This is a genomic window from Lacrimispora amygdalina (genome assembly GCF_900205965.1).
Lineage (GTDB): Bacteria > Bacillota > Clostridia > Lachnospirales > Lachnospiraceae > Lacrimispora > Lacrimispora amygdalina_A.
The window spans coordinates 1-18788 of record NZ_OAOF01000040.1; the positions used below are offsets into that span (position 1 = coordinate 1).

Annotated in this window: 12 protein-coding genes and 1 pseudogene; all 13 read left to right on the plus strand. The window is 40.4% G+C overall.

Going from position 1 to position 18788, the window contains the following annotated elements; translation table 11 throughout:
- Positions 1-514: 514 nt before the first annotated feature.
- Positions 515-865 carry a hypothetical protein gene (locus CRO04_RS24675; protein ID WP_207654519.1) on the plus strand — a complete coding sequence of 117 codons (351 nt, stop codon included), beginning with the start codon at positions 515-517 and terminating at the stop codon, positions 863-865.
- Positions 866-1255: 390 nt separating this feature from the next.
- On the plus strand, positions 1256-1420 hold the full coding sequence (locus CRO04_RS27525; RefSeq protein WP_207654520.1) for an immunity protein YezG family protein: 165 nt from the start codon (positions 1256-1258) through the stop codon (positions 1418-1420).
- Positions 1414-1737 (plus strand): immunity protein YezG family protein, encoded by a 324-nt coding sequence (locus tag CRO04_RS24680; RefSeq protein ID WP_420323218.1) that lies wholly within the window; start codon positions 1414-1416, stop codon positions 1735-1737. The genes CRO04_RS27525 and CRO04_RS24680 overlap by 7 nt, the downstream gene beginning before the upstream one ends.
- A 626-nt stretch (positions 1738-2363) precedes the next feature.
- Complete coding sequence (locus tag CRO04_RS24685; protein WP_097006909.1) at positions 2364-2984, plus strand: hypothetical protein; 621 nt, start codon at positions 2364-2366, stop codon at positions 2982-2984.
- 12 nt (positions 2985-2996) lie between these two features.
- Complete coding sequence (locus CRO04_RS24690; protein ID WP_097006910.1) at positions 2997-4445, plus strand: contractile injection system protein, VgrG/Pvc8 family; 1449 nt, start codon at positions 2997-2999, stop codon at positions 4443-4445.
- Positions 4446-4456: 11 nt separating this feature from the next.
- The gene (locus tag CRO04_RS24695) at positions 4457-5866 is read left to right on the plus strand and encodes a contractile injection system protein, VgrG/Pvc8 family (RefSeq protein WP_097006911.1); all 1410 of its coding nucleotides are present in this window, start codon (positions 4457-4459) and stop codon (positions 5864-5866) included.
- 9 nt (positions 5867-5875) lie between these two features.
- The gene (locus CRO04_RS24700; protein WP_097006912.1) at positions 5876-6847 is read left to right on the plus strand and encodes a pentapeptide repeat-containing protein; all 972 of its coding nucleotides are present in this window, start codon (positions 5876-5878) and stop codon (positions 6845-6847) included.
- A complete protein-coding gene (locus tag CRO04_RS24705) occupies positions 6844-7377 on the plus strand; it encodes a hypothetical protein (protein WP_097006913.1) in 534 nt (177 codons plus the stop codon). Before CRO04_RS24700 ends, CRO04_RS24705 begins: the two co-directional genes overlap by 4 nt.
- Positions 7365-8906 (plus strand): DUF4280 domain-containing protein, encoded by a 1542-nt coding sequence (locus tag CRO04_RS24710; RefSeq protein ID WP_097006914.1) that lies wholly within the window; start codon positions 7365-7367, stop codon positions 8904-8906. Before CRO04_RS24705 ends, CRO04_RS24710 begins: the two co-directional genes overlap by 13 nt.
- Before the next feature lie 111 nt (positions 8907-9017).
- Positions 9018-9650 carry a TipC family immunity protein gene (locus CRO04_RS24715; RefSeq protein WP_166432673.1) on the plus strand — a complete coding sequence of 211 codons (633 nt, stop codon included), beginning with the start codon at positions 9018-9020 and terminating at the stop codon, positions 9648-9650.
- A 131-nt stretch (positions 9651-9781) separates the two neighbouring features.
- The gene (locus CRO04_RS24720) at positions 9782-17017 is read left to right on the plus strand and encodes an RHS repeat-associated core domain-containing protein (protein WP_097006916.1); all 7236 of its coding nucleotides are present in this window, start codon (positions 9782-9784) and stop codon (positions 17015-17017) included.
- A gap of 17 nt (positions 17018-17034) precedes the next feature.
- Complete coding sequence (locus CRO04_RS24725) at positions 17035-17451, plus strand: hypothetical protein (RefSeq protein ID WP_097006917.1); 417 nt, start codon at positions 17035-17037, stop codon at positions 17449-17451.
- 1121 nt (positions 17452-18572) lie between these two features.
- A pseudogene (locus CRO04_RS24735) lies at positions 18573-18788 on the plus strand (IS110 family transposase); the annotation flags it as partial.

Here is an 18788-nt window from a genome sequence, read left to right on the forward strand (position 1 = left end):
GGTAGCTTAACAATACACGAAAAATTCAAAATCTGCCATATTTATTTTTGAGGTGGGTGGAGAATAAAAGGAATTTTGAACAGCCATCGCGATAGCGATTTTGTTCAATTTTTTTAATCCAATATGAATTTTTACCGTTCGTCGGATACCTCAGTACTCCACCTGAGGGGACGGGTAATAAAAAAACAAATTTTGAAGCAGAAAATCCTATGTCTGGAGATAAGTGGAATGCAGATTTCAAGTCAAAGTATGGTAAGGAAAATGTTACTTGGAACACAGCAGCAAATTCAAAGGGTGATGTTCTTGATATGCAAGTAATGTAACTAGGCTAACACCGAATCAGCTTGCTGAAATGGCTAAAGGTGAAGGAGGGTCTGTAGGACCATTGGGAAAAGGTGGTAAGGCTGGAATTCCATTTGAGCAAGGTGGAGGATTTAGTATGCATTATGAAGATGAATATATTCAGTTAAGTTGGGACAGTACTTTATTACATAAATGGTGAGGGGGTTAATTAATGAACAATAATGTAGAGACTGAGGAATTGATGTTATTTTATGATAGACTAATTGAAAATGTTAAACAAATTTCTCTGGAAGCATCAGAGCAAATTGACAACCTTAAAGGATTTGCAGTAGCAGACGAAATAGCATCAGATTTTAGTGATATTGCTAAGCCATATGCTTTTAAATTATTTAAAAACGAATGGTTATCAGCTGAACAGATTAACCTTGTTAATAAAATTGACAAAAGGCTTGATCAAATGTCTAATAACAAAGAATTATGGACAGATGAAGCGCTTACCAGATCAAATGAATGGAAACAATGTCGAGAGCTGGCAAGAGAATTACTTAAATTGCTTTTATAAGCATAATGAATAAAAGAGATTTTATTAATTAGCTTTTAGGTTCTTTTGCAGAAGTCGTCTATAACCCCGTAAGTCTTTCGTTCAAATATGCCTATTCTACAAGTGTGACCCCGGTTACGACTCCAATGTCCAAAAACCGACCCCATTGAAAAAGTCCTCTCAGTCCGCATTGCGGGCTAATGTTAACCGAGTCGGGGAAGTTTTTGACCCCGGCTATTTAACCAGCATCATTCCAACCCCATGGTTTATCCCTGCTTTTGGAGCAAAATGGGGCGAGAATCTTCCAGTTAAGGAATTTGTAAATGGTTGCGATTGTGCGACTTGAAGGATATGAAAATTGATGAAGAAAAATTTCCAAAATCAATTAAAAATCCATAGGAGAATAAATATATGGAAAAACAGTTTGCAGATATTTATAGTAAATTAGCCAACAAAATAGTATCCATGATACCTACAAAATGGAACAAATTGTATTATTTAGGTGAAGTGGTAATAATAAATCTAGTTGGTCATCAGTATTTTATTTTGAGAGTGCAGATGATAATGAAATTGTAAAATCGCATAGTATTCCGGAAAGATATGTTGTATCAGAAGAAATTTATGAAGATTTACTTAGCGAAGTAAATGAATTGTTACTAGAGTTATATGAATGCTTTCAAAAAAACAGGCAGGAACTTTGGCATCAAGTAAGTTTATCGTTAGACAACACTGGAAAATTTAATATTGATTATTTGTATGATATTATAAACGAAGATGACGGTGGGCAAGTAAAACGTGAACTTATTTGGGCATATAAAACATTTGGATTTATGCCTAAAGAAGGAAGCTATTCACAAAAAATCATAGATGAATATATTTCTGATAAGCAATAAAAATTTATTGGGATTTTACGGAGTCGCTTATGACTCCGTAATTTTTCTATCTAATCTAAACATTCAAGATTTTAGAACATGACTATTTCTGGTTGTGTTCTAAGCTTTTTTGTAAAGTTATAATTTTGTAATATATTTTATAACTTTCAACTATCTATGAATTCATGCTGATAAAAAAATTTCTTCCAAAGCATATTGGTTTGTAAAGGAGTCCTTCAGGAAGTCGATATCAGAAATCACTAAAATCGGTGGATTTAGCACAGCCTCAAGTTGGTTGTGTTTTTTTGTTGCATGTAATCTAATTATATCTACTTAAAAATTGGACATGTGCGAATTTTGGAATCTAACGTGTATAATTTTAGCACTTATGTTGAAATGTGTCACATTATATATTATGCTGTACAAAATGGAATGGATACAAAAGTAAAATAGTAAATTAAAAAAGCAAGATATTTGTAACCGTCATAGTGGTTGATAAGATTGGATTTTCAAGAGAAAGGGGATGAATCTTAAAGAACAGAAAGCTTTTGCCTTTAAATAAGAACTATTATTACAAACGGCAAACTTAGAAGGGACTGTCTATCGTTATGAATTTAGATTGCATTTAACAGAAAGGAGATGTACCGATGAGATTAGATGAAAAGATTGCATTATTGGAACGGGAAAGAAGACAGCAGGAGAAAGAGGAAAAACTTCTGGCAGAACAGAAAGAGAATGCCCGAAAGGAGCCGGTAAAAAAATTAACATTAGAGGAAGCAATGGAAGGCATCCGAACAGGAGAGTTCAGACTGGAAAGCGGAGAGCTATTTGAGTTTGAAACCAGAACCTTTACTGACAGCCAGATCCCTGTTGTTACCTTCCGGAATTTTTTTGAAGCATCCCAGGAGGAGGCGGAAGGAGTCATATATGTCAGTCATACCAATGAGGTCAGCCAGATTCTTTCCTGGCCAAAGGAACCCATCAAACCGGTATCCATGAAGCAGTGGGCAAATCTTCTGGTAAACGGAATGGCTGCCAACCGGCTGCACGCGAAAATTGTGAAGACAGAGGAACTGGATTTTGTAGACTATATCTGTTTTGATGTGCCATCCGGCAAAGACAGGCTTTATAACATTATATTCCGGCTGAAGGGAACTGGGCAGCAGTTTACCGGAAATTACAACTGCAGAAAACAGGATGAGGATACGTATGGAGTGTTTCTGGAAGCAATGGTAATAACTTTAAATAATCTGTTTTCTGCAAAATAAGGGGGGATTGAGATGGGAAACAGTAACACGGCACAGATACGGAGTGGACAGGAAGCGGTTACCTACAAAGATCTTTTTTTAGGAGTACAGGGACTTGCATATTTCCGAACGATTGATATCAGGGAAAAACCGGGAGAGCATGCCTTTCTATATGCGGAAGCAGTTGTGGACAGTGAGATGGATGATAATGATCTTCATGGAATCAGCACTTCGGTGTCCCTGGTTTATAAAAAAGATGGAAAAGATCATGTGCTTTTCTACGGAATTCTGGACAAGGTTTCCTTATCCAGAGATGGGGGAGAAAAGATACTTACCATTGAGGCATGGGATGGAACGCATCAGATGGATGTAACACGGCGGAAACGGATATTTCAAAATCCGCAGATGAGTGTGACCGGGCTTGTATCAGAGATCATGAAATCCTATGTAGGCTCCGACCACATGGTACATATTCCGGATGTCCCCATCGGGCAATTGGTAGTCCAGTACGAAGAGACAGACTGGGAGTTCTTAAAACGTTTTCTTTCCAAATATAATGATGCTCTTTATCCTGACCCTGCATTTCCTAACATTCGATTTGAAGCGGGATTATCTCCCAAACCGGAAAAGCAGTATTGGGATGAGCTTCCTTATCAATTGTCACAGGACTTCATCAGGCTGAATGATTTAAAAGTAAACGGACTTGGTGATTTAACAAGATCTCAAAACACTGTTTATGAACTAGTATCCTATGACATCGTATCAATCGGGAGCCAGATTACCTATAAGGGAACCCCCTGGTTTGTGGAAACTGCCATGCGCAGCCTGCAGGACGGTCTGCTAATTAACAGATACCGGCTGAGGCAGAGGGAAAGCATGAAGATTCTGCCTTATTTTAATAAAAGAATTACAGGAATTTCTATTGAAGGCAAAATTGCTGCAATAAAACGAAATCAGGTTCAGGTAAATATGGAGATAGAAGCGGGAACAGGTGAGAAGTACTGGTTTCCATTTTCCACTGTTGCAGCTTCATCAGACGGAAGCGGCTGGTACTGTATGCCTGAAAATGGGGAGAGTGTACGGGTTTATTTTCCGGTAGATGATGAGAAAGAGGCCTATGTAGTGACAAATGTGAAGGGGAGCAAACCAGAAGCCGGCGGTGCTTCCGGTTCTGCGGAAAATCCAAACCAGAGGAACATTAAAACTGCTCAGGGGAACCAGGTACAGATGACCCCGGAGGGAGTCCTGATTGCGGCGGGGGATGGACAGGGCAGCATTCTTCTGAAAAAAGATGGAGAAGTGGTCTTAAATGCAATCAAAGATCTTACTATTTCAGCAGTGGAAAATTTAAATCTTTCTGCCAAAAAAGATTTAACTATCAAATCTCAGGATTCCATAAAGATAGTGAATCAGGCAGGGGGAGACATTGAGATAAAAAAGGGAACAGTAGCATTTCACGGCAATGAGATTTTTGAGAATTAGGAGGTGATTGTATGGCATATACAGCGGAACAGATTGTAATAAAAGGAATTCCAGTGGAGGATTTGACAGAACTTCACATCAGCTGCACTCCAGGGGAGCATGGTAGTATGAGACTTTCCGGTTATCTGCAGGAGGCAAAAGGAGAAGAGACGCTGTTTGGACTCACGGAAAATGATTCTGTGACTGTCTATGCAGAAAAGGGAAAGCCTGTATTTTCCGGTGTCCTGACTGAAGTGACCACTTCTTCGGAAGGTAATATGGTCAAAATTACGGCAAAAGCACGAAGCAGAAGTATCCTTATGGATCAGATAAGACGTTCCAGATCGTTTCAGGATGTAAACATGACCTACGGACAGCTTTTCCAGACAGTCCTCTCTGAATATCCAGGCAGTGATATCAGACTTTCCATAGAAGATAAACCCATTGGAGAGATCGCAGTCCAGTATCAGGAGACAGACTGGGAGTTCCTAAAGCGAATGCTTTCCATGTTGAATGCAGTTCTCGCATGCAGATGTCAGTCGGAAACAATTACCTTGTACGGTGGTGTTCCGGATATTCCATGGGGAAAGTGGAGTTATGAAAAAACTGGATTTTCCAAGGAAATGGGAGAATACAGTGACTGGACATTGCGGGGAAAAGCAGTGAATGATAATGATTTTCTCATTATGCAGATTGAATCAGAACATTTACCCGAGCTCTTTGAACAGGTGGAGGATAAAGGACGGACATTTGTTATACGGCAATATTCCTGCCAGTTAGAAAGAGGAATGCTGCTGTGCCGTATGGAGCTCCAGAAAAAAACGGGCATCCTTGCCAGAACAAAATATCCCATGCATATCATTGGAACGGCCCTTGAGGGAACCGTTCTTGCCGTCTCAGGCACCAAAATAAAGGTTCATCTGGATATTGACGGCAGTGCGGGGGCTGGAGATCAATACTGGTTTCCGTTTTCCACCCTTTCCGCATCCCCGGATGGAAGCGGTTGGTATTACATGCCGGAAAAAGGTGATAAAATCCGCGTTTATTTCGCGTCAAAATATACCAAAGATGTGATTGCTGTCAGTGCGGTAAGCTCTTATGACGGGAAAAGCGGGGGAGTACCTGACCGTATGGGGGATTCTTCCAGTAAGTACTTAAGCAATCCCCATGGACAGGAAATGAAGCTGGGAGCAGATGGGATCTATTTATCCAGCAGTAAAGGAGCTTCCTCTGTAAAGATTGGGAAGGGCGGAGATATCACATTAAGTGCAAAAGGAACCATTAACATAGAAGCAGCGGAGAATCTGGATATCACAGCAGAAGAAGCAGTGAGTCTGCAGGCACTGGAACAGGCAGTGATCACCTGTTCTAAGGGAGGAATGGTCCAGATGCCTGAGGATGGAAATGTGTATATTCAGGGAACCGAGGTAAAGGTGAATTAGGAGGTTTGTATGACCAGACAGGAAGCATTGTCAGCATTTCAGGATGAGGAACTCTGTTTATTTGAGGAGAAAAAAGAACAGTTTATCGTTGGTTTGGAGGAAAAGGCGGAAGAATTTTCTGTTTCAGTCAGACAAGTACTTTCCGTTCTCAGGAAAGAGATAGTAAAGAAAAAGAAAGAAAAAATCATGTTTATTTATTTTTCTCTTCTTCGGTCAGATATGCTGAATGATCATTATCAGGTATTGGTGCGTGCCATGGACGCAAACTGGCATATGGATGAGGATGCCGCTGAAACAACATTTTCCATTGATTATTTATTTGAACCGGTGAAGGAACTTAAGGAAAAGCTGGAGCTTGACAGAAGGAAATACATGGGAAAGGTCAACTCCTATGACGTGGTAAATATGATTCAGGATTGTGTTATGGAGTGGAACCAGATACTCTCTCTCCAGCTGCATTATATGTTTCGGGATATGGAAGAGAATGAGTACTTTGCACAGATTCCAAAGCACTCCACATGGGGAATCTATTGGGGTGAGTACCGGGATGAAAGCGAGCTTGTAGCTTTTGCTGACAGAGAAAAAAAGGAACAGAAGGATTGGGACAGATGCCTGCGCCTTTCAAAAGAGCAGGAAGAGGTCATGATAAACAAGTTCTGGTACGAGGCTGATTTAAAGGATTCGGATTGCAGCAATAAGCTTCTTTTGTTCAGCCAGTTTGAGAATTGTGATTTAACCGGTCTTTGTTTTGACGGAGCTGACTTAACAGGGGTACAGTTCAGAAACTGCAGTATCAAAAGATGCAGCTTCTGCAATGCTAATATGCGGCAGTCTGATTTTTCTAATTGTACCTGGGAAGAAAATGATTTCACAGGGGCCGATGTAGAAAATGCCGTTTTCCAGGAGAAGGATATCCCGTTTCTGCATCTGGATCCACAGCAGCTGCAGGTTATTTTTGTAGACAGGAGGGAAATGGAATGAGATTTTTCACAATGGAACAGGATAAACGGCTGCCAGATGTAATACAGTTCCGTGATTTTGATATCTGCGGTCCAAGACACATTTTTTATAAAGAGAATGCAGGGGAAATATCGGAATCAAATATGATGTATCTGACGAAAGACAGCGGTGAGACGGCGCCGGATTTTATCCAGAGTCCGGTTTCCTTAGTTTCGGATAAAGTCAAGGCGGTACTTGACATGTATGAAGATGATATGGTTTTTAAGACGGTTACAATTGCCAGCAAGGAGCGGGAGACCATAATGGTTTACCATCACCTTCTGCTGGAACGATTGGATATGTTTTCGGAGAAAACTGAATTCTATACGAACGGAAGTATCAAACGTCTGGTTCTGGATCCGGTAAAGATAGGAGAACATAAGGTATTTCTGCTGAATGACAAGCGTTTCCCAAATCCGCTTGTCAGCCTGGAAGTTGTGGAAAGTCTGCTTCGCAGAAATATAATCGGTATTGTATTTAAGGAAGTGGAGGTGGAAGCATGGCAGAATTAACGGATACCTATGTGGTTCATGGTGCCTGTACCCAATGCAGCATGGGAATGAGGCAAAGCAGAGTGGTTCTTCATGAAACACACGGAGTGTTTTTGAAAAAGCAGGCTCAAATGACGGTCAAGGATTGTAAGGGAGAATATCATGTGATCTGCTTTGGAGGATGCTACAGCATGGAAAATCCAAGCACGCAGGAAGAAGCAAAAAAAGTTCAGGATAAAGTAAAGGAATTAAGTCCGGATACATTCCTTGATAAAGTTATGGGATTTTTTACCGGAGGAAAAAAGAAAAAAGAAAAGGAAGAAGCTGCGCCTGCAGAAGGCGTTCCCCAGGTATTAGGCGTCTGTACCCCCCACATCATAGCCCAGGAGTGGGATTACGGGCAGGATGGAGTGGAAACGGACGGCGACCGGCCATTAATGGGCGGGGCAAAACTGTACTGCATATACGGAGGCGAGATTGAGATTATAGAGTCCGGGCAGCCGGAGGCAGGGAGTGGTGTAGTTCCATCATCTGATAATAAAAAGAGTTCAGCTGAAAAGATGGCAGTTTTATCGGAACAGTTTGGATTCGATGAAAAAAGTACAAAAATTATGGCGGACATATATGACAAAATACAGGACAAATACAAAGATCTGCCACAAATAGAGAGAGACTGGTTCTTTTCAAGAGCCATAAGTCAATTGGGAGATTATAACAGTAAGCCGGTAAATATAATTGGAATGAATATTGAGACCCATGCATGGAGAAAAGGAGCAGGTTGGGCATATGAATATGATAAGGAGAAAGAGTATTTTTGCAATGAATTGGGAGTGAAGGAAGATGATTATAAATATTTAAGACAAATGGTACGTTTACAACATTTTATGAGTAGTGATCCGGAAAAGTTCAATTATGATGCTTTAAAAAAGTTGCATAGTGTTGATGTAGATAAATTTAATGAGTGGAAGAGTAATATGGAAAAAGGAATTGGTGAAACTTTTTCAGATAGTGAATATATGACTTACTATAAAAATATGTATAGTGATTATGGAAATAAAGGTGATTATTCTCATATGATGTATACTATCTCTTCTAATCTAAATGATAATAAACATAAAGTGGATAATTCCTGGAAAAATTTAGGTGCTGATGCTTTATCATGGAAAAACAAAGATGAACGTAAGGATATAACAGGCTGGCTTGGTGATGCGGTTTATACAGGTGATAATAACAGCGTTTCTTTCGGCGAGGATGATTATATAGCTGATCTGGATTCAGTAAATATAGCATCCAGAGTTAATTCAGGAGGAGATTTAATAAATTCCATGGATCAATATTATAAAGAATTATCTTTGGATGACCCCGATAGATATCGTACAAAAGAGTTTCTTTCAAATAATTCTTATGAGGATATAGAGCAAGAAATTTTCAAACGGATATCCATTAAAGATGCGAACAAGGATGGTGAAAAAAATTATAAAGATTTAGAGAATAATACAATATATAATGATACCTATGATTTCCTGAACAGATTAAAAAAATATCAATAAAATGATGAAGGAATAACAATGCTAATTTCTTAATTTTACATTTTATGGATCTGAAATTTACAGAATATGAAGTTCTTTAAATTTATAATTATAAAAAAAGAGAGGGTTTTTATGTCGATTAAAAAGAAAAGACTTGTGATATATAGTTGTGTATTATTTACAACTTTAATAGTAGGCAGCTTTTATTATTTTTTTAAGGAGGTAAATGTTATGAATGAAATATACACAGCCAATAAGAGAATGGACTTAAAAGCATTTAATAAGGTTCCGGAGATAAAAGGAGTTTCCTATGAAGATTTGTCTGACTATGAAAATTTTGGAGGTTTATCAATTCCATATAAGCAGGAATTTTTGAGAAGTGATTGTGAGAGTGAGTTGTTTTTTCCTGCCATCGGAGGCAAGGTTATGATTAAGAGTAATGTTAGATTAGATGCATGTACATTGCTGATTATTCATATGAGTTACGATTATAAAAATAAAGTCATGATTATGGAACCTATTCACATATCCTACAGGAAAGAAGATCAAGAATTAGGAGAGCATTATTACGACTCACAAACCATAACTGAATTTTTAAACCGATTTCATCTTGAAGAAAAAGATATCAGGGAATATCAGGATTATTTTCTATACGATATTGTAGTTAAAACATGGGCAAAGGCTCATGGTGAGAACGCAGAAAAAGCAGTGCAGAAAATGAAAGAATGTAAAAGAATTGATAAAACCTTTACGTTTGAGAAATAATCTTAAAGTGGCTATACAAAAATAAGAAAATTTAACAGGAAGAGCTAAAAGGTGATGGAACAGATGACAAATTTAAAAGATACAAGATGAAGCGACATACCTCTGCTTCATATTAAAGGGGGAATTGACATATGAAAATGAAATACAAAGAACTGGAGATTGAACTGTCTCTTGACGGTGTCATCCAGGTTGAGCTGTTTCAGCTGACACACAGTTTAAATGATCATGAATTTCTTTCCCTGAAGCTATTGACAGACGGAGAGAATCCGGAAGATTATGTAAATATGGCAACTGTTCAGCCGGTTATTGTGCGTGAAATGGAACGTACCGGCGGTCAGGTAATTTTTCAGGGGAAGATTGAAACCGTCTATATAAAAACAGAGAAAGGCTTATCCTATGTGTATCTGGAAGCATACTCATATACAAAGGACTGGGAGCGGACTGATAAGAGCAGAAGTTTCCTTGACGGCGGCATGACATATATGGATGTGGCAAGAAAGGTGCTTGCTGATTATGGACAGTTTGATATCAAAGATGAAATTACAAAAGATGCTAAGATACCTGAAATGCTATTGCAGTATGAAGAAAGTGACTGGGTATTCTTAAGAAGGCTGGCAAGCCATTTTGGTTCCAGCCTGCTGGCAGATGCCTCTTCTTCAATGGGAAAAGTGTATTTTGGAGTTCCCGAAATGAACTTTGGAGCAGAACTGGCAAAAGAAGATTATGTACTGGAAAAAGATATGAACCATTTTGCTAAAGTACTGGAACCATCAGGCATTTTGTCCCAGGAAGCTTCGCACTGGAATATTTGCACCCGTAAATATCTGCGTATGGGTGAAGCGGTCTCCTTTAACAAAATAGCAGCAGTTGTTACGGCCATGAATATTTCTACTGGTAAGGGAGAACTGGTTTATCATTATACTCTTTCCAGGAAAGAAGGCATTCGGAGAGAAAAAGAGCAGAATCCAAGAATATACGGCATGAGCATACCCGCTACAGTAAAGGAACGGGGAGGAAACCAGATCAGGGTCCATTTTGATATAGATAAACGTTATGAACCCTCGGCTCAGATGAAGTACTTTACCTATGCAATTGAAAGCAGCAGCTTTTATTGTATGCCGGAAGTTGGAAGCAGAGTACATATTTATTTTCCTGAGCATGATGAGCAGAGCGCTGTTGCAGTCCATGCAATTGGCAGCGGAAGCGGTGGCGGAGGAAGTAAGAAGCCGGATAATAAGAATTTTTCAGATCCCAGCGGCAGTGCAATGAATCTGACACCGGACTCCCTAAACTATGCCCCGGATTCCAGCGGTTCCATTGTTCTCAATTTAAATAAATCCGGATTTGTATCTCTCACAGGGAAAAACATCAATATAAAAACTCAGAAAGGCTTAATGGCTGGAGGAGAAACCCCGGTTCAGAAGCTGATGATATCCGGTGAGAATAAAGTGGTGCTGCAGATCGGTGACAGTGGAGATGATATCATTACCCTGGAGGATAAAGTGGATATCAAATCAGCTCTTGTCACCCACAAAGCAGAAACACATTCGGCGGCTTCACCGTCTGCCGGAGAACTTGAAGCAGACTTGACAAGTGGGGACAGTGCAGCCCGTGAAGAAAATAACAATCAGCTGGCATCTGCTCTTGCAGCCAGAAAGCAGGAAAGTAAACAGAAGGTTTTAAATGGTATACTGAGCATCGCCACCGTAGTAGGTGCGGTTGCACTGACCGTTGCCACAGGAGGAGCTGCAGGTCCGCTGTTAATTGCGGTCGCTGGTGCAAAGACCGCTTTTGCAGTTGCTGATATAGCGGAAGGACTTGATGGTTACAGCAAAGTAAACGCACTTGATGCCTCGCGGCCGGCAAATTTTATAAGGGATACTGTATTTCAGGGGAATGAGGCAGCGTATAATCTTGCATCCGGAATTACAGATGTAGTATTTGATGTAGTTACTGGAAAGGCGCTAAAAAATGCGGCCTCTGCAGGGAAACTAAGCAAAATCCTGTGTTCAAAATCCCAGGTAGCCAATACATTCGTCCAGGGAGCAGGATCCCTGTTCTTTGGCATGATACAGGAATATGAAACAACAGGAAAGGTTAGTATAAAGAATTCAGCTGGCAACTTTATGTTCGGTATGTTTAAGGGAGTTGCCCAGACAAAGCTGATTGGAAAGGTGCAGGGAGCATTAAAAACCGATTCCAGGCTGGTTAGTAAACTGGTGGGAGCAGGAGTGGGAACGTTATCTGGTACGGCAATGGATGTCACTCGCGATTTTATGCTCCCGGACAGAGATGTGAATGTATTGAGGTCCCTGCAGGAGAACTTTGTTACCAGCGGTCTGGCTCAGCTGTTAGGGGAGCCGATTGACGCTGTATCTGGAGCATTTTTAATTATGGCAACCGACTTTATTCTGCCTGATATACGGGAGTCCATAAAAATAACCAGGAGATATTATTCTACAAATAAGCAGCCGGGAATTATGGGAATGGGCTGGAGATTCCCTTATGAGGGAAGACTTTATCAGGATGGATCCAAACGTCATGTTGTTTTGGATACCGGCCATCATCTGACCTTTGAGTGGGATGGAGAAAAGGCTGAGAATATCTCTTATGGGTGCGGCTGGTTTGATCTCGTTAAAGAAAATGATGGCTGGAGTTTGGTTGACAGAAAAGAACACCGTACATATATATACAGTGCCCAGGGATTTTTGCTGTCAATCAGAGACCGGAATGGACAAACCCTAAGCTTCACATACAGGGGAGAGGTTCTTGAAGGAATTACCACTTCACTGGGATACCATTTAAGTCTTATCATGAAAGACGGACATTTAATTCAGATATCTGACAATATGGGAAGAACCATGCAGTACAGATATGAGAGAGGACTTTTAACTGACATTGTCCACATGGATCAGGGAATTACTCACTACGAGTATGATGAAAATGGATCTCTGACCAAAGCCGTTGACCAGACAAAAGTGGCATATCTGGAGAATCAGTATGACAGTAGTGGACGGGCGGTACTTCAGACACTGGCAAATGGAGATGTTTACCGGTTAGAATATCTGGATGAGGAACGGAGTGTCAGGGCATTTAGCAGTGTTGATAATAAAACAGTTCTTTATAAGTATGGGAAAAATATGGAGATATTGGCCGTACATTATGAAGATGGAACCGGGGTCTTCTATGAATATGATAAAAAGGGATACCGCTCCAGTGTTACGGACAGATCAGGCTGCAGAAAAGAATGGAGCTATGATTCAAAGGGAAGGCTGGCAGAAGAAAAACTGGCAGGCGGTCTTGCTGCGGTTTATCACTATAATCAGAGTGATGATCTGGAAGAGAAAACAGACAATACAGGCAGAAGATTTTGTTATGTGTATGATGGAAATCACAATCTGATTGAAAAAAAGGAAGAGGCAGAAGAGGGAATCTGGTTTACTCACAGTTATTACTATGACCGGAAAGGCAGGCTTTTAGAAGAGACAGATCCGATTGGAAATACTACAGTATATCATTATCAGGAAAATTCCGGGAAACCGGATGTAATCACTTATCCTGACGGAGAAGAGGTTCGGTACAAATATGACTGCATGGGACGTCTGATGGTGGAAGAGAGTGAATGCAGCAGAAAAGAATATGGCTATAATGCAAATAACTTCCGGACTATGATAAAAGATGGAGAAGGAAATGAATCCCGTTATCTCTATGATGGAATGGGAAGACTGATGGCCATGTACCCTCCAAAAGCCTGGAAAGAGAGAAAAGGCGAGTATACATACAAGTATGATTTCCTTGACCGGCTGACAGACCGCATTTCTCCAGATGGAAGCCACAGCAGGCAGATTCTGGATGGGGAAGGAAAAGTATTAAAGGAAATTCATCCCAATGCTTACGATACGAATACAGATGACGGAGCCGGTGTTTCCTTTGATTATGACAGTGACGGAAACCAGATTCGGATACATTATCCGGACGGAGGGTGTGAAAGGCTGTTCTATGATGCTGCAGGAAACAGGATTAAGCATGTTATGCCGGAGGATTATGATGCACAGACCGATGACGGAGCAGGCTGGATGTATACTTATGGAGTCGAAGGACGGCTGGAGACAGTAACCGGTCCGGATGGCATCCTGCAGGCAGAATATAGTTATGACATTTCCGGTAATCTGATTAAAAAGACCGATGCTATGGGCAGAACTGTCACATATAGTTATGACAGAAGAAATCAGTTACGCCAGGTAATGCAGCCAGTAGAAAAAAAGGAAGGTGAAGTTCTTTACCAGAGAACTACTTATCTCTATGATGCAAATGGTAACAAAGTAGAGGAGCAGCGTCATGGAGGATACTGGAGCTCAGACGGACAACTGATTGAGGAGGCTGGCCCGGGTCTGAAGCTGAGTTTTACTTATGATAAGAGAGACCGGCTGATCCAGGTAAAAGATGGGCATGGAGCTGATATCATTTACCGGTATGATGTACAGGGTAAAAAGATCTATGAAGAGAAGGCAGTCTCAAAAGATGTACATCAGATCATTCGTTATAATTATGATAAAGCAGGCAGACTTTCGGAGATAAAGGAACAGCTGAACAGCGGACTGACTCCGGTCAAAGGGGAGGCAAAGTATGCGATTACCAGCTATAATTATGATGAAAATGGAAACAGGACCAGAATACAAACACCAGAGGGATATGAGTTCATTCGGGAATATGATACCTGTGACCGTCTGATTGCAGAACGAACACTTGATAAGCAAAACGGAATCGACCGGACAGTTACCATAACCTATGACCGGGCAGGAAATATAACTAGAATCGCCCGTCAGGGAAAAGGCGGTGAATTGTGGGAACTTTCTTATGATTATGATTTAAAGAACCGGATTACAGATGTTAAAGATTGTCTGGGGCCAGTATTTAGATATGAATATGACAAGAATGACCGTCTGGAAAAAGAAATTCTGCCAAACAGTGAAGACGGACAGGAAAAAGAGTATAGAAATGACTTATCCTATGCTTATGACTTTTACGGCAATATTCTCTCACACACAGACGGAGCAGGAACCATTCTGGAAGAAAACCAGTATCTGGCGGATGGAAATCTGGAGATAAAAAGAACTGCGGATGGAAATCAGTGTACCTATACATATGGATTTCATGGCAGGATAACCGCACTGGAAACATTAAGGAGCAGAGAGGCAGGAAAGCCATCCCAGATTTATACGTATGATGCAAATGGGCGGATTACTGGAGTTGCTGATGGAAATGGCAACCGGACAAAATACGATACAGATAACTGGGGAAGAATCAGGAAAGTCAGCAACGGAGACGGCGGAATTGAAAGTTACACCTATGACAGCATGGGGAACGTCACCAGTACAACGGATCCAAACGGTGGTGTCATCACCTATCGGTACAACAGCCAGGGGAAAGTCTGTGAGATTATTGATCAGGATGGACGCAGCGAAATATTCCGCTATGACAGAGAAGGACGGCAGATATTGCATATAGACCGGAATCAGAATCAGGTAAGGACAGTCTATAATGTAGATGGAAATCCGGTGTTGGAAACAGGGTGCGACCGGGAAGGAAAGAATTCAGTAACCAGAAGCTGGGAGTACGATTCTTTTGGATTGAGAAAAAAAGCAATCGCAGATGGTTTCTGCTATACCTATGAGTATCGTCCTGATGGAAAGCTGGTGAAAAAGGATTCCTGCGGAAAAACCTTAATATCCTGTACTTACGGAAATGATGGAAGCTTAAAAACCATGACCGATGTAACCGGAAAAAGGCTGCATTACGGATATGACTGGAGAGGAAAGCTTACCAGTATCAAAGACGATGATGGAAGAGAAATCGTCCGATACAGTCACCGGAAAGACGGAAGGCTTGAGACAATTACCCATTTAAACGGAATAAAGACTCTTTATGAATACGATACAGATGGAAACATCAGCCGCCTTGCAACATTTTTATCAGATAGCAGTCCTTTGTTTGATTACAGATATGAGTACGATCTCAATGGAAACCGGACCGCCAAAGAGGGTGTCTGTGTTATGGTGGAAGAAAGCTGTGCACAAAAAACCGTTGTCTATTACCGCTACGATTCTATGAACCGTCTGACTGATGAGATTTATGATGGAGACGCAGCTCATTATGTCTATGACCACTGCGGAAACCGGTTGGAGAAGACTTCCGTTGCAGGGAAAGAGACGTACTGCTATAATAGAAGAAACCAGCTGATAGAGCGGAATGCATCTGGACGAAACTATACATACCGGTATGATGATCAGGGAAATATTCTGGAAGAAGCCGGAGATGGTGAGGAGAGGAGGTACCATTATAATCCGTTTGGTCAGCAGACTGCAGTAGTATCAGATAAATTAAAGCTGGAGAACTTCTACGACGGGGAGCAGTTAAGAGCTGGAAAGTCTGTAAATGGTAAGGTATCCCGTTTCATCTTCTATAATGGAGAGATGCAGGCAGAAGCAGATGAGGAATGGAATGCTATAAGCAGGTATATTCCAGGCTATGGAGTGGCAGCCAGTGAAGTGGAAGGACAGGATGGATACCATGCGTATCATCTGGATGAGAGAAATAATACTGCATATATAACAGGCAGCCAGAGGAATGTTGAGAACTTCTATGCGTATGATGCCTTTGGAGCTATCCGCAGCCAGTCGGAGGAAATTCAAAACCGGATATTGTATACGGGCCAGCAGTATGATCAGGAGACAGCACAATATTATCTCAGAGCCAGGTTTTATAATCCGGTGGTGGGAAGATTCCTGCAGGAAGATGTGTACCGGGGTGATGGGCTGAATCTGTATGCGTATTGCGCAAACAATCCGGTGATGTATTATGATCCTAGCGGGTATAATGATTGTAAAGATGAAGGTCCAAAGGAACCGGAAAAGACTCCAGCGAAGAAGAGTGTTAGTAATGAGGGTTCGGGACAGTCTAAGTCAAATGCTAATTCTACAATTGGAACTACAGAAGATGTAAAGAGAATTAATGTGGGAGATTCAGGGCATCATGTTCCAGCCGTTAGGAAATCAAAAGGCAGACCGTTTGAAGTTGCTAGAAGTGATAAAACGAGACCAACTCTTTTTTCTAAAGGGAACGACCCAGGGTATGATCATTGGAGATTGCATGATGCTGAAAGAAATTATGTAGGACCCAGACAAGGAGATTTTATAGGTACGGATGATGAATTATTTAATGCATATCGAAATGCATATCAAGATTTGAATGATATTAAAGTAGATGTCAAATCTCCAGATGGTACTTATAATTTAGGCTCTGATGTGACACCATATCAAGCTGTCGATTTAGTACAGGATTGGCTAAAAAAACAAGGATTATATTGAGAAAGGAAAGTGGTGAAATGTTAACTTTATTATTAAAAAAGATAAATGAAGGAAAGATTATATCCAGTGAGATGTTTAGTAAAATGGATATTGATGAATTATTGGATTTGAGAGACGAGTCAGAATTTGATTCTGAATGGATGAGGGTTTTTAATCAAATAGAGGACTCATCATATTCTGGAGCAGATAAGCAAATAATTGATGACATAAGAAAAGAGTCGTACTTAAAGGCATATGAAGCATCTAATTCAAGTGAAATTGCAAGTTGCGTATCAGATGATTTTGACTTAATTGCAAGAGCGTACGTTTTGTCAGTTAATGATTGTTGGTTGAATTCTGTCATGTTGATTTATGCAAGTAATATATTTCCTTGTGGAAAAATTAAACTAATAAATATTAATATTGATGAAGCATTTCAAAAAATTATAGAATAATTTTGTTTTATAACCTCCAAAATACAATAAGTTTATTAGCTATTGTATTTTGGAGATTTTTATAATGACAGATTATATTACCGGATAAGTTTTAGAAAGTCGATACCAGAAACTACTAGAAATCGGTGAGTCTATAGGTGAAAATAGAGAGAAGAAATTCAAAAGGTAATCGGTGAATCTTGGTGAGAATTAGCTTATGATAATTTATGTGGTGTACCTATACAGACACCTTAGAAATCTTAAATTCGGCTGGTTCCAGTTCAGGTACGACCACCTGACAGGTGACTTTTAATTTATTGACAGCCACCTAATAAAAATGAAGGACTTTGATTAAAATCCTTATGCAGTCGGCATTGCCGACTGCTGTAAACTGGCAGGAGCGCCGTAAGGTGCACCTGCCTTTAACCTGCATCATTTTCGCCCCCATGGTTCACCCCTGTTTTAATGCAGGAAATGAGCGCAAAAATTCCTCAACCAGATTTTTAAATAGCAGCAAGTATGCGACTTGAAGCCATATAAAAAAACAGCCATAGATGCGACTTTTTCTTAAAGTAGCAGAAAGAAGAACAGGTGGCAACAGCAATTCAAACATTTATCAGGAAAAAGGAAAAATTCTTTCTTTTTTATATTTGCCCAACAAGGCTTTTTATCGCCTGAATGGCATACATGTTCCAGTAGCGGTTTCAAAGGTCATACAGGGGCGATATTTTGCGATACAGGGCTAGCAGGGAATGGGACATCCATTCTGCCTTTCATTGGTTTAAAGATAACTACCTCCCCCATGGTTCATGGTGAACCATAGGATTTACAGGAATCTGGTTCTATGGTAAAATGGGGCTGCCAGGGGTTACAGGGGGTAAAAATACCATTTCTGTAGCCCTCATTTCTGTTCTTTTTTCTGTCGTTTTTTTCTCCTCAAAATAAATCCAGAAATGACTTGCAATCCATTCGATACAGAGTTAACATCAACAACCAATAAAAGAAATAACTTGTCCTTTCACCCATTGGTTTGTTGTAGATAGGCTGTCGAACCCTTGCGGACTCAAAAAGAGTTAACGCTGTCATCTGAGGTTGCCGGTACGGGAACTGATCGGTTGGAAACAAGATCTGGAGGGAGAGTATTGCAGAAAAGAGAAAATCGGCTTTATGTGGGGATTGATCTGCATAAGGAAAGTCATACTGCAGTGATGGTGAACTGCTGGAATGAGAAGTTAGAGTTAGTCGTCATTGAAAACAAGCCCAGTGAATTTAAAAAGCTGGCAGAAAAGGTAAACAGAAAATCCAATCACCTTGGGCTTGAACCCATTTACGGATTGGAGAATGCATACGGCTACGGC